This window comes from Staphylococcus sp. NAM3COL9 (genome assembly GCF_001431205.1).
Lineage (GTDB): Bacteria > Bacillota > Bacilli > Staphylococcales > Staphylococcaceae > Staphylococcus.
Window position 1 is genome coordinate 1 of sequence record NZ_LGPC01000011.1, and the last position, 16470, is coordinate 16470.

General features: G+C 32.6%; 32 protein-coding genes and 1 pseudogene. 25 read left to right on the plus strand and 8 right to left on the minus strand.

Annotated elements, in window-relative coordinates; genetic code table 11:
• Positions 1-67 precede the first annotated feature (67 nt).
• The 7 genes from ACA31_RS02955 to ACA31_RS02975 form a co-directional block, all read right to left on the minus strand.
• A complete protein-coding gene (locus tag ACA31_RS02955; RefSeq protein WP_057511889.1) occupies positions 68-1114 on the minus strand; it encodes a tyrosine-type recombinase/integrase in 1047 nt (348 codons plus the stop codon).
• Positions 1115-1264: 150 nt separating this feature from the next.
• On the minus strand, positions 1265-1432 hold the full coding sequence (locus tag ACA31_RS13225; protein ID WP_156393406.1) for a hypothetical protein: 168 nt from the start codon (positions 1430-1432) through the stop codon (positions 1265-1267).
• A 141-nt stretch (positions 1433-1573) separates the two neighbouring features.
• Positions 1574-1978, minus strand: a complete 405-nt coding sequence (locus ACA31_RS02960; protein ID WP_057511890.1) for a hypothetical protein — start codon at positions 1976-1978, stop codon at positions 1574-1576.
• Between the two features lie 85 nt (positions 1979-2063).
• The gene (locus ACA31_RS02965) at positions 2064-2420 is read right to left on the minus strand and encodes a DoxX family protein (protein ID WP_057511891.1); all 357 of its coding nucleotides are present in this window, start codon (positions 2418-2420) and stop codon (positions 2064-2066) included.
• Between the two features lie 66 nt (positions 2421-2486).
• On the minus strand, positions 2487-2663 hold the full coding sequence (locus ACA31_RS13340) for a hypothetical protein (protein WP_172793149.1): 177 nt from the start codon (positions 2661-2663) through the stop codon (positions 2487-2489).
• Positions 2664-2749: 86 nt separating this feature from the next.
• Positions 2750-2935, minus strand: coding sequence for a hypothetical protein (locus ACA31_RS02970; RefSeq protein ID WP_057512535.1), 186 nt, complete (start codon positions 2933-2935; stop codon positions 2750-2752).
• A 59-nt stretch (positions 2936-2994) separates the two neighbouring features.
• Positions 2995-3612: a LexA family protein gene (locus ACA31_RS02975; protein WP_057511892.1), complete on the minus strand. Its 618-nt coding sequence runs from the start codon at positions 3610-3612 to the stop codon at positions 2995-2997.
• A 142-nt stretch (positions 3613-3754) separates the two neighbouring features.
• Here ACA31_RS02975 and ACA31_RS02980 point away from each other — a divergent pair, with 142 nt between their 5' ends.
• The 3 genes from ACA31_RS02980 to ACA31_RS02990 are packed head-to-tail and all read left to right on the plus strand — an operon-like array spanning position 3755 to position 4976.
• Complete coding sequence (locus ACA31_RS02980; protein ID WP_057511893.1) at positions 3755-3991, plus strand: helix-turn-helix transcriptional regulator; 237 nt, start codon at positions 3755-3757, stop codon at positions 3989-3991.
• A gap of 35 nt (positions 3992-4026) precedes the next feature.
• A complete protein-coding gene (locus ACA31_RS02985; RefSeq protein ID WP_057512536.1) occupies positions 4027-4782 on the plus strand; it encodes a phage antirepressor KilAC domain-containing protein in 756 nt (251 codons plus the stop codon).
• Positions 4783-4793: 11 nt separating this feature from the next.
• A complete protein-coding gene (locus ACA31_RS02990) occupies positions 4794-4976 on the plus strand; it encodes a hypothetical protein (protein WP_057511894.1) in 183 nt (60 codons plus the stop codon).
• 4 nt (positions 4977-4980) lie between these two features.
• Here the strand turns inward: ACA31_RS02990 and ACA31_RS13230 are convergent, their stop codons facing one another.
• Positions 4981-5652, minus strand: coding sequence for a hypothetical protein (locus tag ACA31_RS13230; RefSeq protein WP_057511895.1), 672 nt, complete (start codon positions 5650-5652; stop codon positions 4981-4983).
• Between the two features lie 58 nt (positions 5653-5710).
• On the opposite strand from ACA31_RS13230, the gene ACA31_RS03000 reads away from it, so the two are divergent.
• The 22 genes and pseudogenes from ACA31_RS03000 to ACA31_RS03095 all read left to right on the plus strand — a co-directional run bounded on the left by ACA31_RS03000 (position 5711) and on the right by ACA31_RS03095 (position 16465).
• Positions 5711-5920 (plus strand): hypothetical protein, encoded by a 210-nt coding sequence (locus ACA31_RS03000; RefSeq protein ID WP_057511896.1) that lies wholly within the window; start codon positions 5711-5713, stop codon positions 5918-5920.
• Between the two features lie 262 nt (positions 5921-6182).
• A complete protein-coding gene (locus ACA31_RS03010) occupies positions 6183-6443 on the plus strand; it encodes a DUF2483 family protein (RefSeq protein WP_057511898.1) in 261 nt (86 codons plus the stop codon).
• Positions 6436-7053 (plus strand): Sak single strand annealing protein, encoded by a 618-nt coding sequence (locus ACA31_RS03015; RefSeq protein WP_057511899.1) that lies wholly within the window; start codon positions 6436-6438, stop codon positions 7051-7053. Before ACA31_RS03010 ends, ACA31_RS03015 begins: the two co-directional genes overlap by 8 nt.
• Positions 7053-7433 carry a single-stranded DNA-binding protein gene (locus ACA31_RS03020; protein ID WP_057511900.1) on the plus strand — a complete coding sequence of 127 codons (381 nt, stop codon included), beginning with the start codon at positions 7053-7055 and terminating at the stop codon, positions 7431-7433. Before ACA31_RS03015 ends, ACA31_RS03020 begins: the two co-directional genes overlap by 1 nt.
• A 12-nt stretch (positions 7434-7445) precedes the next feature.
• Positions 7446-8231, plus strand: coding sequence for a phage replisome organizer N-terminal domain-containing protein (locus tag ACA31_RS03025; protein ID WP_057511901.1), 786 nt, complete (start codon positions 7446-7448; stop codon positions 8229-8231).
• An 11-nt stretch (positions 8232-8242) separates the two neighbouring features.
• Entirely contained in the window at positions 8243-9028 is a 786-nt protein-coding gene (locus tag ACA31_RS03030; protein ID WP_057511902.1) for an ATP-binding protein, read from the plus strand.
• Positions 9025-9186, plus strand: a complete 162-nt coding sequence (locus ACA31_RS13445; RefSeq protein ID WP_253721355.1) for a hypothetical protein — start codon at positions 9025-9027, stop codon at positions 9184-9186. Before ACA31_RS03030 ends, ACA31_RS13445 begins: the two co-directional genes overlap by 4 nt.
• Positions 9187-9360 (plus strand): hypothetical protein, encoded by a 174-nt coding sequence (locus ACA31_RS13235; protein WP_156393410.1) that lies wholly within the window; start codon positions 9187-9189, stop codon positions 9358-9360.
• A gap of 48 nt (positions 9361-9408) precedes the next feature.
• Positions 9409-9819, plus strand: coding sequence for a RusA family crossover junction endodeoxyribonuclease (locus tag ACA31_RS03035; RefSeq protein ID WP_057511903.1), 411 nt, complete (start codon positions 9409-9411; stop codon positions 9817-9819).
• The gene (locus ACA31_RS03040) at positions 9812-10006 is read left to right on the plus strand and encodes a hypothetical protein (protein ID WP_057511904.1); all 195 of its coding nucleotides are present in this window, start codon (positions 9812-9814) and stop codon (positions 10004-10006) included. Before ACA31_RS03035 ends, ACA31_RS03040 begins: the two co-directional genes overlap by 8 nt.
• A 119-nt stretch (positions 10007-10125) precedes the next feature.
• A complete protein-coding gene (locus ACA31_RS03045) occupies positions 10126-10506 on the plus strand; it encodes a hypothetical protein (RefSeq protein WP_057511905.1) in 381 nt (126 codons plus the stop codon).
• Positions 10507-10710 carry a hypothetical protein gene (locus ACA31_RS03050; RefSeq protein ID WP_057511906.1) on the plus strand — a complete coding sequence of 68 codons (204 nt, stop codon included), beginning with the start codon at positions 10507-10509 and terminating at the stop codon, positions 10708-10710.
• Positions 10694-10918: a hypothetical protein gene (locus ACA31_RS03055; protein WP_057511907.1), complete on the plus strand. Its 225-nt coding sequence runs from the start codon at positions 10694-10696 to the stop codon at positions 10916-10918. The genes ACA31_RS03050 and ACA31_RS03055 overlap by 17 nt, the downstream gene beginning before the upstream one ends.
• A gap of 189 nt (positions 10919-11107) precedes the next feature.
• Positions 11108-11440, plus strand: coding sequence for a hypothetical protein (locus tag ACA31_RS03065; RefSeq protein ID WP_057511909.1), 333 nt, complete (start codon positions 11108-11110; stop codon positions 11438-11440).
• Between the two features lie 319 nt (positions 11441-11759).
• Positions 11760-12060: pseudogene (locus ACA31_RS03070) on the plus strand (MazG-like family protein).
• A 53-nt stretch (positions 12061-12113) separates the two neighbouring features.
• Complete coding sequence (locus ACA31_RS13065) at positions 12114-12257, plus strand: DUF1381 domain-containing protein (RefSeq protein ID WP_082587044.1); 144 nt, start codon at positions 12114-12116, stop codon at positions 12255-12257.
• The gene (gene rinB, locus ACA31_RS13240) at positions 12254-12388 is read left to right on the plus strand and encodes a transcriptional activator RinB (RefSeq protein WP_156393414.1); all 135 of its coding nucleotides are present in this window, start codon (positions 12254-12256) and stop codon (positions 12386-12388) included. Before ACA31_RS13065 ends, rinB begins: the two co-directional genes overlap by 4 nt.
• Complete coding sequence (locus tag ACA31_RS03075) at positions 12388-12597, plus strand: hypothetical protein (protein WP_172793150.1); 210 nt, start codon at positions 12388-12390, stop codon at positions 12595-12597. Before rinB ends, ACA31_RS03075 begins: the two co-directional genes overlap by 1 nt.
• 13 nt (positions 12598-12610) lie before the next feature.
• Positions 12611-13009, plus strand: coding sequence for a hypothetical protein (locus tag ACA31_RS03080; protein WP_057511911.1), 399 nt, complete (start codon positions 12611-12613; stop codon positions 13007-13009).
• A gap of 612 nt (positions 13010-13621) precedes the next feature.
• Complete coding sequence (locus tag ACA31_RS03085; protein WP_253721365.1) at positions 13622-14020, plus strand: HNH endonuclease; 399 nt, start codon at positions 13622-13624, stop codon at positions 14018-14020.
• 271 nt (positions 14021-14291) lie between these two features.
• Positions 14292-14756, plus strand: coding sequence for a phage terminase small subunit P27 family (locus ACA31_RS03090; protein ID WP_057511913.1), 465 nt, complete (start codon positions 14292-14294; stop codon positions 14754-14756).
• The gene (locus ACA31_RS03095) at positions 14753-16465 is read left to right on the plus strand and encodes a terminase large subunit (protein ID WP_057511914.1); all 1713 of its coding nucleotides are present in this window, start codon (positions 14753-14755) and stop codon (positions 16463-16465) included. The genes ACA31_RS03090 and ACA31_RS03095 overlap by 4 nt, the downstream gene beginning before the upstream one ends.
• The last annotated feature ends 5 nt before the right edge of the window (positions 16466-16470 follow it).

The following is a 16470-nucleotide window of genomic DNA, read 5'->3' on the forward strand; positions in this document are numbered from 1 at the left end:
ATCCCTCCCAGGACACTATAACCCGTTGATATGACAACGTTTCAAGAGAGTGAGTGTCAAATATGTGTCAAGAGAATAATTCTCTGACACGTTGACCTTGCTCTTTTTTATGTTCATCAAGTAAATGTGTATAAACATCTAGTGTAATGGCTATGCTTGCGTGTCCTAATCTTTTGCTAATATATTCAATTGATATGCCTTTACTAATAAGATAACTAGCATGTGTATGTCTTAATGAATAAGGTGTTATTTCATCTTTAATATTAAATTCGGTTTTTGCTTTTTTAAACACTTTAGATATAGCAGCTTGAGATAAGCCAAATAATTCACCGTTAATTTTCTGTGGGTGTTTCGATATCGCTTTTTTAATGTAACTTAAATCAGTATCTGATATTTCAATTTCTCTATCTGCGTTTTCTGTTTTAGTACCAGGCAAATGAATTAAACCAGGTTTATAATATAAGTCTTTATAAGTCATTCTATTCACTTCTGAAAACCTTGCACCAGTTATTAAAAGGATATATAACACAAGCGTGCTTTTATCATCTTTTCGTTTGAAGTATTTTCTTAACTGCTCGTACTCTAATATTGTAAGAAATTTCACACTTTCTTTTTTAGGTAATTTAGTACCTTTATAATTCACTTTATAAGTCGGGTCCTTCTTTAAATAGCCATCATATATAGCATCTTTAATACAACTAGAAATATATAAATGTACTTTTCTAACTGTTTCTGATGTTCTGCCATTTGAATAATTAGAAATGAATTTTTGATACTCATTCCTTGTAATATTTTTAATTAATATATCTTCGCCAAAGTGAGTTAAAAATAAATTAAGAGCATGATCATACCAATATTGCTGTTTCTCGCCAAGTTTATTTTTTCCGTTCGCTATCAACCAATCTCTATAATATTCTTCGAACCTTTTATTATCTTCTATATTATACCCATCTTCTAAAACTCTAATTAGTTGTTGTGCGGCATAAGTAGCCTCTGCCTTAGTCTTAAATCCAGACTTACGCTTTTTACCAGACTTGAAACTAGTATCTTTTACATCATATTGCCATGAAGTTGACGATTTATTTTTTCGTTTTATTACTGTAAATGTTGCCATTTTATTCATTCCTCCTAAAAAAGATAAAAATATATAGGGCATAGTTAAATGTCAATGTTTATTTTATATGTGATGGGGTATTCAATAACAGCTTCGAATATAGTTCAACTATGTTAAAGACTCCTTTTAAAGCATCTCTACGGAGGTGCTTTATTTGTCTTTTTGGTTATCAATATCTGCAGCGATTTTTTTAAGCTTTCTTCTAGCTTGTAATGCAATTGTATTTTTAGGTAAGGTATAAGTGAAAACGTAACCTTTGTCCGTTCTTACTTTATATTCAATATTTCGAAATTTAACTTTATAGTTAATTACTTTCATTGTATTTCCTCCTCAAAAATAAAAATATATAGGGCATAGTTAAATGCCCTTATGGTTTATTTAATAATGTTTATGCATAGGTCACACCATCGTCAGCCATATCTAACCCGACTTTTAATTTTTCTTAATCGTCTTCTTCAACTATCTTTCAATATTTTTAGTTCTAAACCCAATAATTTTATTAAAGAAATTTCTGTTTGTATTTTCAATAATATTTCCATGTTTTTCTAAAATTTCCTCGAATTTATTTTTGCTTTCTTTGCTAGCAATATCAATAATTTTTCCGTTCGAATTATATTTGCTAGATAAGGCAAAATCATCTTTTACAATTTTCTCATTAGGAATTAATATAAATTCATCAATGATTTCGTGCGTTTCAATGTATTTTTGTTTTGTTTTATCTTTTTTTATGAATAAATTAACGATTTTACATGCCTTATCTTCAGTAATTAATACAGTTTCTTTTCCATTTTGCATAGATACTTCAATAAATTCATCTGACCCTGAAAAATGTTCTTTCAAATATTTCATTTCATTTCTTCTCATCATATATTCTCCTTAATGTTTGTGTTTATATATTATTAAAAACAACCTATAAAAATATATAGGGCAGTATAGACTGCCCATATGTTTAATAAAATTGGATTAATTTTTTCCAACTATATGACAATATAATCGCTATATTCATTATTAATAGTGTAATTACAAATTCTGATGCTATATATCCTTGTGATAAATGTACTGTAAATAGCGCACCTAACATAATGGCAATAAATCCTACAGCAATATAATTAGATAAAACACCTAGAATCATTAATATACCACCAATAAATTCAAAAAGACCTAAAAGTACACCAAAGAATGTAGGTAGTCCTAAACCTTGCATCATCTGCATTAGTTCTACAAATCCTCCGAATACTTTTTGACTTCCATGTACAACAAAAGTCAAACCTAACATCAATCTTATTAATAAAATTCCTGCCTTCATTTATTTACTTTCTAATCAGATATTTTAATGGTGATTATTTACATAAGCGCACCATATTTATAAAAGCTATTCTATATTATTCTTCAGTTTATTATCCATATTTTGAGCTACTATATTAATAAGTTCGTTAATTTCATATTCAGTCATTTCGTCAGAAACAGTTACTTTTATAATTAAGCCTAAATCAGTTTTTACGTGATATTTTGGCTTTTCATCTTCATATATTTTTCTTAATATTTTCATGGAATCTCTCCTTACTAATTGATTTCCCACACATTTCTTTTATTCTACACTTTTATATTTGAACACTTGTAGCGGCTCAAACTACATTACATCTTTGTTCTATCAGTAATTTTAGACTCCATAACTCTACGGTGACTCTCATCTGATTTTTTTATTATTCTTTCAATTTTTTTACTTCTTAAAAATTCTTTTGCTTCTTCTACCTCTTCATCTGAAAGTTTTTTACCACCAGTATTAATGTGTACATAACCAAATTCTTCATCATTTATCATCATAGTTTTCGCTCCTTAATAATAAGATTTATATAAAAGCACCACTAAGGACGCTAGCATTAAAATGTTTTTACACTCGCTATGACTCTACCTACAATTTTCACTTCATCGTTTTTGTTATAAACTTGAGGGTAGTGGTTAGAATTATTAGATTCTGGTATTAGAATGATTTGATCATTGTTATATCGGATTCTTTTAACTGTTCCATTATATCCGTTTATCATAACCACACCCAGTTGACCATTTTCGACAATAGAATCTTTTTCTATAACAACTACATCTCCTTCATCAAAAATCTTATTCATACTATCACCAGACACTTTTAAACCAAATTCTTCCTTATCATCGCTCAATTTTTCTTTAGAAAAGTATATGTAATCAATTAAATTTTCTTCACTATATATAGGAAGTCCGGCAGATATTTGAGAGACAACCGGGATTTTCTTCACTGGTAAAGTTTCTAACGTTTTGTTTTCTGTATCAAATAATTCACTGGGTGTGACACCTAAAGCATCGCAATAAATTTGAATATCTAACTCATCGATTTTTCTATTTCCATTTTCGTGATTTGAAATACTATTTTGACTATAACCTGTTAATTCACTAAGTTGTTTTTGCGTCATTTTTTTCTGTTTTCTTATAGATTTAATCTTTTGACCTAGTATATTTCTACTCATTAAGTATCACTCCTTGAGATAAATATAACACATCTATAATAATGAAACAATAATTTTTATCACAAAATGTTATATTTTTCGCTTGTTTAGTATCTCAATATGTGATAAATTATATTTAGCTTCAAAAGAGAGGTGTTATTCGATGACAGCAGTAGAGAAAAAGAAACTACTAAAAGAAAAGTATTTGAGACCGAAAGGAAAATTGAGAAAAGCTAGAAGAGGTGAGGATTTTACGACAGAGTATGTTGCAAACTTAATTGGTTTACAACGGAGACAATATGAAAAGAAAGAATCAGGTGAGTATCCATTTAATGATTATGAGATGGAGATATTAGCCAAAACGTTTAGCGTGACGATTGAGGCTCTTTTTTATAAATGACAATATCTCAAATAGAGATAAAAAGTGAGGGACAAATGCAAGATTTACAAACAATCAAAATCGAAAGCAATACAGAATTAGGACCAGTAGTTTCGAGTAGAACTGTAGCAGAAGAATTAGGTAAGAGACATGGTCATGTAATAGAAAGTTTAGAAGATATTATTTCAGAAAACCAAAATGTCGGTTCTCTAATTATACTAAGCAATTACAAAGTGGACGGACAAAGAAGAAGTTATAAAGAATACCTTCTAACTAAAGATGGTTTCACTTTATACATGTTCAACATCCAAGGTCATAACAATTTCAAAATGGCTTACATCAATAAATTCAATGGAATGGAACAACAAATTCAGAATAAATTGCCGAGATCGTATAAAGAAGCTTTAACTGAATTACTAGTAAAAGTTGAAGAAAATGAAAATCTACAACTTGAAAACAACATGAGTAAACAGAAAATCGCCGAATACGAACCTAAAGCATCATATCTTGATTCAATTTTACAAAACAAAAGTTTGGTAACAGTGGGTCAAATCGCAAAAGATTATGGAATGTCTGCACAAGGACTAAACAAATTACTTCACGATTTAAAAGTACAGTACAAACAATCTGGTCAGTGGTTACTTTACTCAAACTTGCATGACAAAGGTTATACACATTCATCTACTACTGAAATTGAACATAAAGATGGAAGTACATCGGTGCGAATGAATACTAAGTGGACGCAAAAGGGGCGATTATTCATTTACAACTTATTAAAAGAAAATGATGTATTACCAATAATCGAACAATAGGAGGAAACGGAATGAACTTAAAACAAGCATTAAAAATAACACTCCTAATTGTCAACTTGGCGGAAGAGATTAAGGGTGTTGGGAAAACTAAACTTCATATTAGAGATTTAGATTCATATCATTTAAAAACTAGTAGTCACGGCATTAGAACAATTATTGATGAAAAAGATGGTTCTAAAGTTGAACTATGCTAATCATTTACTTTTTAGAGTAAGGATAATAAGTCGATAGAAAACTAATTAAGCACACTATGGCAAATATCAATGAATTTTGAACATATAAATCATTATTGTTTATATAGTTTATTGCAAAGTTTCCTATATCAGCACTTGCAATAGTACTGCTCGACCACTTTATTACTGTTTTGAAAGGATGTGGATAATCATTTTTGAAAGCACAGATAAATTCATCGTATCTATTATAAGTATTATTTTCATTTATTTGATAGGTCGAATTGATGGCTTCAATCAAAGTAGAAACAGCAGTTGGATTGACATAAAGGTCTCTAATGGTTTGTTGCGCTTGAGACACTATATCATCATTAAACCTATAAATTTCCTTGAAAGATTTTATTGCTTCTTCAGAAAATAAATTCCTTTGAAAATTCAAAGAATTCGTTATCTGAGAAATACCTAAATTAGATGATGAATTTCTGGTTAAAGCAATTAATTCATTAGTGTTCAAATTAATGACATTTACATGACCAGCTTTCAACAAAGATGATTTTATCGAAGAATTTAGATTTGTTGTAAGTGATGCAGTCTGAGCTATTGAACGAATAGTTTCATTAGGAATAGAGCTTATATATTCTATCTGTTCCATTAAATCTTTACGAGCTTTTATCGCAGCATTAATAGCAGAATTTTGCACATTAAACACCCCCTTTGCACACAGATAAATAAATTATACCAGAAAGGAGCAGATTTAAATGGAATATATCGGATTTGCAGACGCAAAAGAATTCGTAAAAGTAAGTGGGGTTTCGAAAGATGATCTAGAGGAGAAAGTTTTCCCGAATAAAGAGTTTCAAGAAGCATGTATGTATCGATTTGGAAAAGGAAACAAACGTTACATCAAAGTAAGACCAGCTATTGATTTTATAGAACAAAAGATTTTTATTAAAGAAACAAATTTATAAGAGGTGTTAAACAATGAGAGGTTTACTAGCATTATCAACAGCAGTAGTAGTATTCTTCATAGCTTTGATATTCACTAAAGACTTTATCCACTTGTTTCTAATCTACTGGGTAGCCGTTTGCTTAAGCTACATGGCTTGGGACAGTTGGATTAACTATTTAAAGATAGAAAAAAAGACTGAAACTTGTACCAGCAAGTAACAGTCAGGAATGATTAGTAAAATACACAACTTAAATATACACGGAATAGAGGTGTTTCGTCAAATGGCGAAAGGACATAAGAATGAAACTGTCGCTTACCTTATTAAAGAAAAAGAAGGTAAACAGCGCTATATAACGAATAAGCCAAATCATCCAGAAGATGCTACTTATAACATCCAAAGGAGAAATGCTCGACGTTTGACTGGTCTTGAAGAGATAAATGTCGATTGGCAGGACCACCTAATAGATAAAGAAACAACAGTAACAACCACTTTTTACAATACATTCAGTATTGAAGAATTACGGGAGGTAGACAATGACTGAACAAACATTATTCCACCAGTTAAACGCAATAAATGTAAGTGATCATGTAGAGAAAAAGAACAACTTTAATTATTTAGCGTGGACACATGCACATGAACAGTTGAAGAAAATAGACCCTGATTATCAAATTAAGATACACGAATTTCCACACTCAGATATTTCGAACGAACAAATATTTGTACCATATTTAACGACACCAGAAGGTTATTTTGTCCAAGTATCTATAACAGTAAAGGGTGTAACTGAATCAGAGTGGTTGCCAGTATTAGATTTTAAAAACAAGTCACTAGCCAAAGGGCAAGCAACTACATTTGATATCAATAAAGCACATAAGCGTTGTTTTGTTAAAGCTGCAGCACTACACGGTTTAGGTCTCTACATCTATAACGGTGAGGATATGCCAGAACAGCCATTTGTATCTGCATCTGAAGATGAAATAAAACAAGTGAACGACAAAGTAAAACAACTTGCACCACTGATGAAGATAAGCGAATCACAACTAAAAAAGAAGATGAACATACCAGACAAAATTTCAACACAGGATGCTGAAGAAGCACTTGTCAGATTAGATAACGGAATCAAATATTACAACAAAAAGGATGATAAATAATGACAAACTCAATCATATATACAGGACGTATTACGAAAGATTTAGAAATTAAAGAAGTAGGACAAAACAAAGTTACTCACTTCTCGTTAGCGGTGGATAATCCCTTTAAACGTGACGATACAAGCTTCTTTCATATTGAAGCGTGGAATAGAACGGCAGACTTATTAACTGAATACTGCGGAAAAGGTTCGAAAATACTAGTTGAAGGTTCAGCTAGACAAAATACTTTTACTGATAAAGAAGGCAACAATCGCGAACGTGTAGTTTTCAATGCTAACAGAATTGAATTTTTAGATACTAAATCATCTGGTAATCAAGGCAAACAGGATAATCCCTTTGCTAACGGTTCAAAAGATATTGAATCAGAATTACCGTTTTAAGGAGTGATTTAAATGGGTGAAGTATCATGGATCAAGTTGAAAGTCGGTATGTTTGATGATAGCAAAATCAAATATATCGAGGCATTACCCGAAAGAGATACGATCATAACTATTTGGGTTAAGTTGCTAACTTTAGCTGGTAAGTATAACGAACAAGGTTACATCATGCTATCGGAAAACTTACCTTACAACGAAGAAATGTTAGCAAATGAATTTAACAGACCACTTAATTCAATCAGATTAGCATTACAAACATTTGAAACGCTAGGTATGACAGAAATTGTTCAAGGCGTAATCAAAATATCTAACTGGGAGAAACACCAAAATATTGAAGGTCTAGATAAAATAAGAGAACAAAATAGGTTGCGTAAACAAAAACAAAGAGAAAAACAAAAGACATTACCCGATAGTCACGTGAAGTCACGTGACGGTCACGCAACAGATATAGAACTAGAACTAGAAGAAGAATTAGAACTAGAAAAGAGAAATACATTGTCGAGCAAATCGACTATGCATCCATATCAATCAGTAATTGAATATCTAAATAATAAAACTGGTAAGCATTACAAACCTACAACTAACAAAACACAAACTGTTATTAAGGCTAGATGTAATGAAGGATTTACTGAAGATGATTTCAAGAAGGTGATTGATAACAAAGTAGCTGAATGGAAAGGAACAGACATGGAGAAGTTCTTAAGGCCAGAAACACTATTCGGCAATAAGTTTGAAGGCTACCTTAACCAACAAGTAAGCAATAAGGAATCAGATGATAACCCTTATGCAAATCTATTTTAGGGCGTGAGTAAATGAATCCCTTTGAGAATATCGCAAGTAAAGTAGGATTTAAAAACAATATAGTTAAACAAGAGAATGACTTGAAATGTGAAAAGTGTGGACGTACTTATGATTACTATGAATTTGATAATGGCCAAATAGTTAAAGATGGTTGTGACTGCGAAATGATTGCTCTAGCTAAACAACAGAAAGCAGAGTTTGATAAGCGTAACAAATCAGCTAAAGCGAATAGTATATTCAAGAAATCAATTGTCAATGATGATCTATCACAATGTACCTTTGATAACTATAAAGCTACTAATGAAGAATTAACAAGAGCTAAAGCATTATGTGAAAGATATGTAGAGAACTTCACACTTGATAACAAACAGTCGTTATTGTTGCAAGGTTCATTTGGTACAGGTAAGTCACACCTATCTATGTCAGTTGTAAAAGGTATTAGAGAAAAAGGATATTCAGTCCTTTACATGAACATTCCACAATTAATATCAACTATCAAAGGAACTTATAACAAAAATACTAATCTAACCGAACAAGACTTAAACAGAATTATTAGCGAAGTAGATTTAATGGCGTTCGATGATTTCGGAATTAACATGAATGAATTTGCTACAGGTAAGATGTTTGAACTAATTGAATCAAGAGTTGGCAAACATAACATATACACTACTAATTTAAATGCACAGGAACTAAGCAAGAATAAAGACGCACAACGTATATTTAGCCGAATGATGTCTAACACAACATTAATCAAAATGAACGGTGCTGATTATCGAATGAGAGGTATCAAATTTTGATAACTAAGAATATTATTAAACAAAAACTTGAGTGTTCCGATATATATGCTCAGAAACTTATAGAAGCGTCGCAAGGAGACGATAACACATTGTACAACCTATTTATCCAAAAGTTGAATGAACGCCAAAGACGAGTGGCTATTGTGGAGGTAAGGTAATTGGGATTAAGCACTGAATATGATTTGAAAGATAGTACAGGTAAAGTGGTTGGTTCTGTTATACCACTTAATAATAAAAGAAATAGGTTATTCGGATTATATAAACGATACGGATTAGATGAATTCATCGTTACAGATAATAGATTAGAAAAAATAAAAAACATTTCAATTTAACTATAGTAGATCAAACAAGCATATTTGATTTCATACAGGAGTGAAGACATGGAAACAATTGAATTGAAAGTTGATGCGCCTATGTCATCACCTAGACCACGATTTAGGAACGCTGGCAAGTGTGTACAGACTTACATGCCTAAGAAGTATACAGACCATAAAAAAGACTTACAGTGGCAAATGCCAATGTTGATGATAGATAAACCAATCAAGCTAACAATAGAGTTTCATTTCCCCTTGCTGAAGTCATGGAGTAAGAAGAAACATGTAGCGATGGTTGGACAGTATAAACGTACTAAACCAGATATAGACAACTTAATCAAAACAGTATTAGATTCTGCTAATGGTCATTTATGGAATGACGATAATCAAATAGTAGAGATTACAAGTTTCAAGAAGTATGCAGAGGAACCAAAGATAATCATGCATTTAGATATAGAAGGTGATTCCGATGAATGAAGAAATGATCAAGATTAGATACAACGTGACATACGAAAAGTCATTTGCTTTTCCGGCTAATGCTAATGATGAAGATTGTGATATAGAGGAACGTGTCTACAATGAAATGCCGACTAAGGAAGATGAATACACTGACGCTAAAGTGATTAGATTTGAAGAACCAACAATTATAGATAGAGGATTCTAGGGGGACGAGAGAATGAAATTATACGAAAAAATTATTTTAACAGGTATGGCTATTAGATTAGTGGGCGAAGTTATTGGCTTGTATTACAACATCATTTCTTTATTTAAGGAGGACGACTAATGAACATCAATTTAAGTAGAACAAAAGATGACAAAGGTAACCTATGCTTCGTGATGGTAGATGGTAATGAAGATGTATTCGTTGATGTGGAAGATTACAAAGAAGCAAGACAACTAGGTATCAATTACAAATCAATTAAGCGTCATGCTAAGAAAGGTAGACGACAGTTAAAAGACTACATTAGAAAGTCTGACCAAAGCCAAGGCGTAGAGCGATTGAATAGAGAAGATAGAGAGCGTTCTGAACGTAAGGCAGAGCGAGAAGAAGCTAGGCAACGTAAGGAACAGGAACGCCTGCAGATGATAGAGGACGCTAAGCGTAGTAGTAAGTGGTTCGAACATTTATCAGAGAATGACATATTCGTAAAGGTGGTTAAGTAGATGAAAATTAGAGATTTAGACATCGGCTATACAGTTTGGTTTATTAAACCAGGTAAAACCTTATCAGAATATGGATTGATTAAAGAATTGATATACAACGATGGTGAACCGCAAGCAGTTGTTGAAATGGGAGAGTACACGAAAGTTATTGATGATACTTATGATATAGCGATAGGAAGTAGATACGATGGGGCGACTAGCTAAATTCGAATACGTGATATATAAAGGTGATGAAGTTGTTTGTCATGGTACACGTAAGGAATGTGCAGACATGTTAGGCGTGAAAGAAGATACGATAACTTATCTATCATGCAAACAAAGTAGAGACCATGCTTTGAAATATCCAGATAGTCATAGAATGGTTGCTGAAAAAGTAAGTATTGCAGAAATAGAGAAAGAGTTAGCGATATGATCCTATCCGATACTATGAAAGTTAAATATAAATTAAACACACGTGGTATGAACACTGTGGAAGTGGCAAGGATGTTAAAAAAATATAGAGTTTCCGGATTCTTAATAGCTATAAAAGAGCGGCACATAATAGTAGCAGTGCCACGTGAACATATTAAAAGTAATCGTAAGTTAATGGAGGGGTTAAGGAATGCTAAACACAGTTAAATGTTATGAAGCATTATCCAAACAATACGACAAGATGCTTGCAGAACGTAACCGCCTTATAGACGTTATCGACTGGCAACGAAAGAAGATTGAGAGGTTGGAAGATGTCAACAAATATTTGATAGATGATAACGAAAGATTTAAAAGAAGACACAACATGATAACAGATAGAAACATTGAATTATGTGAAGAAAATAAGAATAAAGACAACTTCCTCTCCGAAATCTCACAACACATTGGATGCAAACCGGAAAGCAGCACGTATAAAGCCTTTAGACGTAAATTGGATGAGTTGGAGATTAAAGGGGATAAATGAATAGAAGAAATTTTGAAACCTATAGAAGATTAACTAAAGAAAACAGCCGATAAAATTGGCGATAAGTAAACTAAAAACATGATTATAGTAATAATCGTAAGTAAAAAATTACTAGGTTCTTTTTCCATTGTCAGATACACCTTTCTCTAAAAAAGTTGATTTGAACAGTGTAGTAAAGCAATAGTAATGTGTCAATCACCAATTTATAGAGGTTGACTTATAATAATATGCTACACAGTACAACATGTTGAAAAAAAATAGAGACAGAAATACAAAAAATGAAGTGAAATTTAAAATTAATGACTTGGAGGACGAGTAAATGAACGAACTAATTAAAGCAGTAGAACAATGGAGTATAGATAAAAACTTACACAGAGGTAATCCAGATAGACAAGCATTGAAATTTTATGAGGAAGCTGGAGAAGTTGGAGCAGCATTATCACGTAACAAGATGGACGATCTAAAAGATGGTATAGGCGATACAGTCGTCACATTAATTATATTGGCGCAACAAACATGGTATGACAAGCGAGGAGTGTTTACAGTAAGCGTATGATGAAATCAAAGGAAGAAAAGGAAAGACTATCAATGGAACATTCATCAAAGAATCAGACTTGTAAGGACAAAGACATACTAGATAAAGTTAAAGAACTACTTAATAAGGAGTGACACCATGCAATACCTAATTACAAAAGTAACTGACTCAACAGGTTATCCATTCACGCACGTAACTAAGGCTAGAGAGAATGAAACTTTTATTGTGGTGGATGCAGAGAGTAAAGAAGAGGCTATTAAGAGGATGGAGAGTGACAGGTGAGAATACTTAAAACACTATTAATCATAGTGCTATATGAATTAAGTAAAAAAGTAACATATCAAACTATTACACGTGTACAAGCAAACGACGCAGTGGATCAGTACCCGATGGATTATGAGGTGAGTGAATGATGTTCTGGTTAATCATAAGCATTATACTCGGTGCCATCGCAGCTGTTTCACTTATATACAATGCAGTTAAAGATACGAAAATAGATGCGTTGGAATATGAGGTAGCTTACTTAACACATGTGCTATTTGAGAAACAAATACCGCATAGAGAATTAACGGATGAAGAAATAAGACAAATCAAAGATGCATGGAATAAACGAATTAAATAACTGGAGGTATTAGATGTACAGTGAATCAGAAGTAAGAGAATTAATTACAGGGTATTATTGGAGAACTAATTTAATTGAAGACCAAGTGTATGAATATGACAGTACATCTACTGCTCAATATGGCATCGAATCAGCAATGCCAAAAGCACAGGGTGGTACGGGTGATAAAGTTTTAGTTAGGGTTATGAGGAACGATAAGAATAACAAGCAGATTAAGAAACTAGCAACCGAAACCTCATTTGTGGATGAGCATGAACATAAAATAAGTAATTCTAAGAACTATCATTTGCTCCAGTTATTAAAGAGAGGTGAAAAAGTTAGTACGATTGAAAGGTTATTAGATATAAGTGAACGAAACATATATAACCGAATCAAACAGATAGTTAAAGTATACATGGAAGTACAGCAGTAAATATGCAGAAAATGCAGAGATTGCAGAGTTTGCGCACTATTATGAAATACTTAATTTATTTTATATAATTGACCCATGAGGTAAAACTCACACTATAAATAAGCAATACTATATTATGCTCGATGTGGTAACGAGGTTAAACAACTACCGCACTAATAATGACTATATTATATGAGGCACACCTTGTGATTGGGTGTGTCTTTTTATATGTACGTATTCATACGCCACGATATAAGGACACATTATATAGGTGCCTTTGAATAGGACACATTAGACACATGCCTTGTTAGGTGGTCGGTGAATAGGTGTACGGTTATAGGTCAGGGCTTTGAGCCTTATGGTTACAACCTTGATACCTGTGACCCAATGCCTTACACGTTGATAGCACAACAGGTCTTGACTCGTTTAGGAGATAGGTAAGGCAACACATAGAAAGCTATAACAATGTGTGAGGTCATAAGACTTTGTATAATCATTGATAGAACATTATGTATTATTATTTCGCTAATATTATTCTATGTTTGTTCTATCTTTGATAACAAAGTAATTGTAAACATGATGAAAGATTATTCAATTGATTGATTAATCAAATGATTATGTTTGTTGAAAGATGTGAGAACAATTCCATTAAAGAAATGTAATAAGATTAATTGTAATAAATTAATTTCATTCAATGAAAGTTATTGTGATGAACATAAAGAATTAAAGAATGAATATAAAAAGAATTATGATTCATTTAGATATGAAAGAGATCAAACATTCATTCGATTCTATAACTGTAAATCATGGAAGGATACAAGACATAGTGTGATGCTTGCACATGATTGGTTATGCTGCAACTGCTTATGCAAAGGGTTGTACACCAAAGCTGATGTGGTCGACCATATTGTTGAGATAAAAGACGATTGGGATAAGAGGTTGGATAAGAGTAATCTTGAACCACTGTGTCATGCTTGCCATAACGTTAAGACTATTCGAGAGAAAGAAAGAAGATTGAAAGAGAAAAAATAAAAATATAATTAAAGACGAATTTATATTGACACCGGTGTTTAATGTTCGCCTTTGAAATGTGCCGGGATATATTTTGAGTATTTAATTTTTTGAATTTATATAATGATTTTATAAAAATAATTATCAATTTTATGAAGGGGCGTCACCATTGACCCCAAATGTTTCTGACATTCACAATCCCGACCCGATACCCTTCCGCGAGTCGGATTCTAGTAATAAAAGTAAAATTGCGTACTATTTGAATTAAATCTAATGAAAAGGAGGTTAAACCATGGGAAGAAACTTGAAATTGCTGTCAGAGAATAAGGGAAACCTTACCGTAGAACAACAAGAAAGTAAGAAAGAAGCGGAAAAATCCATCAGAGATTTAGAGCCTTTGGAAAATAAGCCTCCTGATTGGTTAGATGGCACTGCTAAAATCGAATATAACAGGATTATCCCTCTGTTACAAGAATTACCGATAGCTAGTTTAGACTTGGCGCTCGTTTCAGCGTATTGTCAAGCTTATTCAGATTATCAACGGGCAACTGTAGAACTTGCTAGTGGTGAAATGGTAACTTTCACTGAAAGAGGTTCTAAAGTCAATCCGTGGCATCGAGTTAAGGTGGATTCGTTCAACATCATCAATTCTATTGCACCAAAGCTTGGGCTAACCATTGACTCACGTCTTAAAATCTTCACACCCACTGAAACCAAGAAGGAAGATGCCGACCCAATGGCTAGATTTGCAAAATGATAGATTACGAAAGAGATTATACAACAGAATATGCTAAAGCAGTAGTCAGTGGTGAAATTTTAGCTAGTCGAAAGAATATACAGAGTTGTCAAAGGCATTTAGACGATTTGAATAGCCCTTCATTGAATTATCATTTCAATTATGAGAGAGCTAATAACGTTATTGATTTCTTTGGTGAGTTACCTGATCCAAAAAGTAGAAAGTTATTGACACTGGCAGGATATCAAACATTTATTGTCGGTTCCTTAATGGGTTGGCGAGATTCGGAAGATAATCGACGATATACTAAAGCTTATGTCTCAATGGCTCGTAAGAATGGTAAGACTTTAACAATAGCTGGTCTAGCATTGTACGATTTGTTGTACGGTGATGAACCAAGAGCTGAACGACTTATTGGATTGACTGCAAACAACAGAGACCAAGCATCTATTGCTTATAAGATGGTTAAGTCACAACTTGAAGCGGTTAATTCTAGGTCACAGTACACTAAGAAGAATACAAAGATTACAGACAGTAGGAAAATCATAAATAATCTTATTGATGGTTCTGAGATTCGAGCTACATCTTCGGATGCGGGTAGTCAAGAGGGTGAACAGTATTCGTTAGGTATTATTGACGAGTATCATATTGCTAAATCTAACGATATGTTGCAATCGATTAGTAGAGGACAAGTGTTATTGAAATCTCCTTTGCTTATCATTATTTCAACAGCTGGTGAAGATTTGAACGTACCTATGTATGAAGAATATCAATATGTAACACGTTTACTGAACAGAGAAGTTAAGAATGATAACTATTTTGTATATTGTGCTGAACAAGACAGTGAGGACGAGATACACGACCCATCAACATGGATAAAATCAAATCCTTTACTGGAAGTTAATAGTATTGCAGAAGTATTGCGAGAGAATATAAATGATGATGTACAAGAAGGTATTGATAAGAGCGATTTGAACAGTATCTTGGTTAAGAACATGAACTTGTGGAGACAATCAAGTAAAGATACGTATATTCAGATGCACGATTGGCAAGTAGGTTACATGGAGGACGAATTGGATATCAAAGGTAAAGATGTTTACATAGGCGTCGACCTATCACGAAGTGAAGATTTAACTGCCTTGACATTCATCTATCCATTAGAGGATAAGAAGTATTTTGTTGATGCACATGTGTTTGTAGGCTTCAAGAACTCGATACAAGAGAAGTCTAAGAGGGATAAAATAGATTACGAGAAGTTAGTCCGTACTGATAAAGCTAGTTTGACACATGCTGAGTCAGGAATCATTGACCCTGAACAAGTTGTAAACTGGTTAATTGATTTTATTGACGATAACGAGTTAAACGTTAAAGCTATTTGTTATGATCCGTGGGAATCGAGCTATTTTGTGACCAAGATGGAAAAAGAAACTGGACATCCTTTGATAGAAGTCAAACAAGATTATAAATCACTTGGTCCAGTACTGAAACAGTTTAGACTAGATGTTTTTGAGAAACGGGTTGTTCATAATAACAATCCTAACTTGAATCTAGCAATTGGAAACGCAATAACTAAAACAGATAACAATAACATGATGATATTAGATAAGAAAATCAACAGACAGAAAATTGATGCGCTTGTGAGTCTTGTTACAGGATACAGTCAAGCTATTAATTATGAATTTGAATCAGATTTACAAGATTATATCATGTCCGATGATTTCGGATTTTAGGAGGT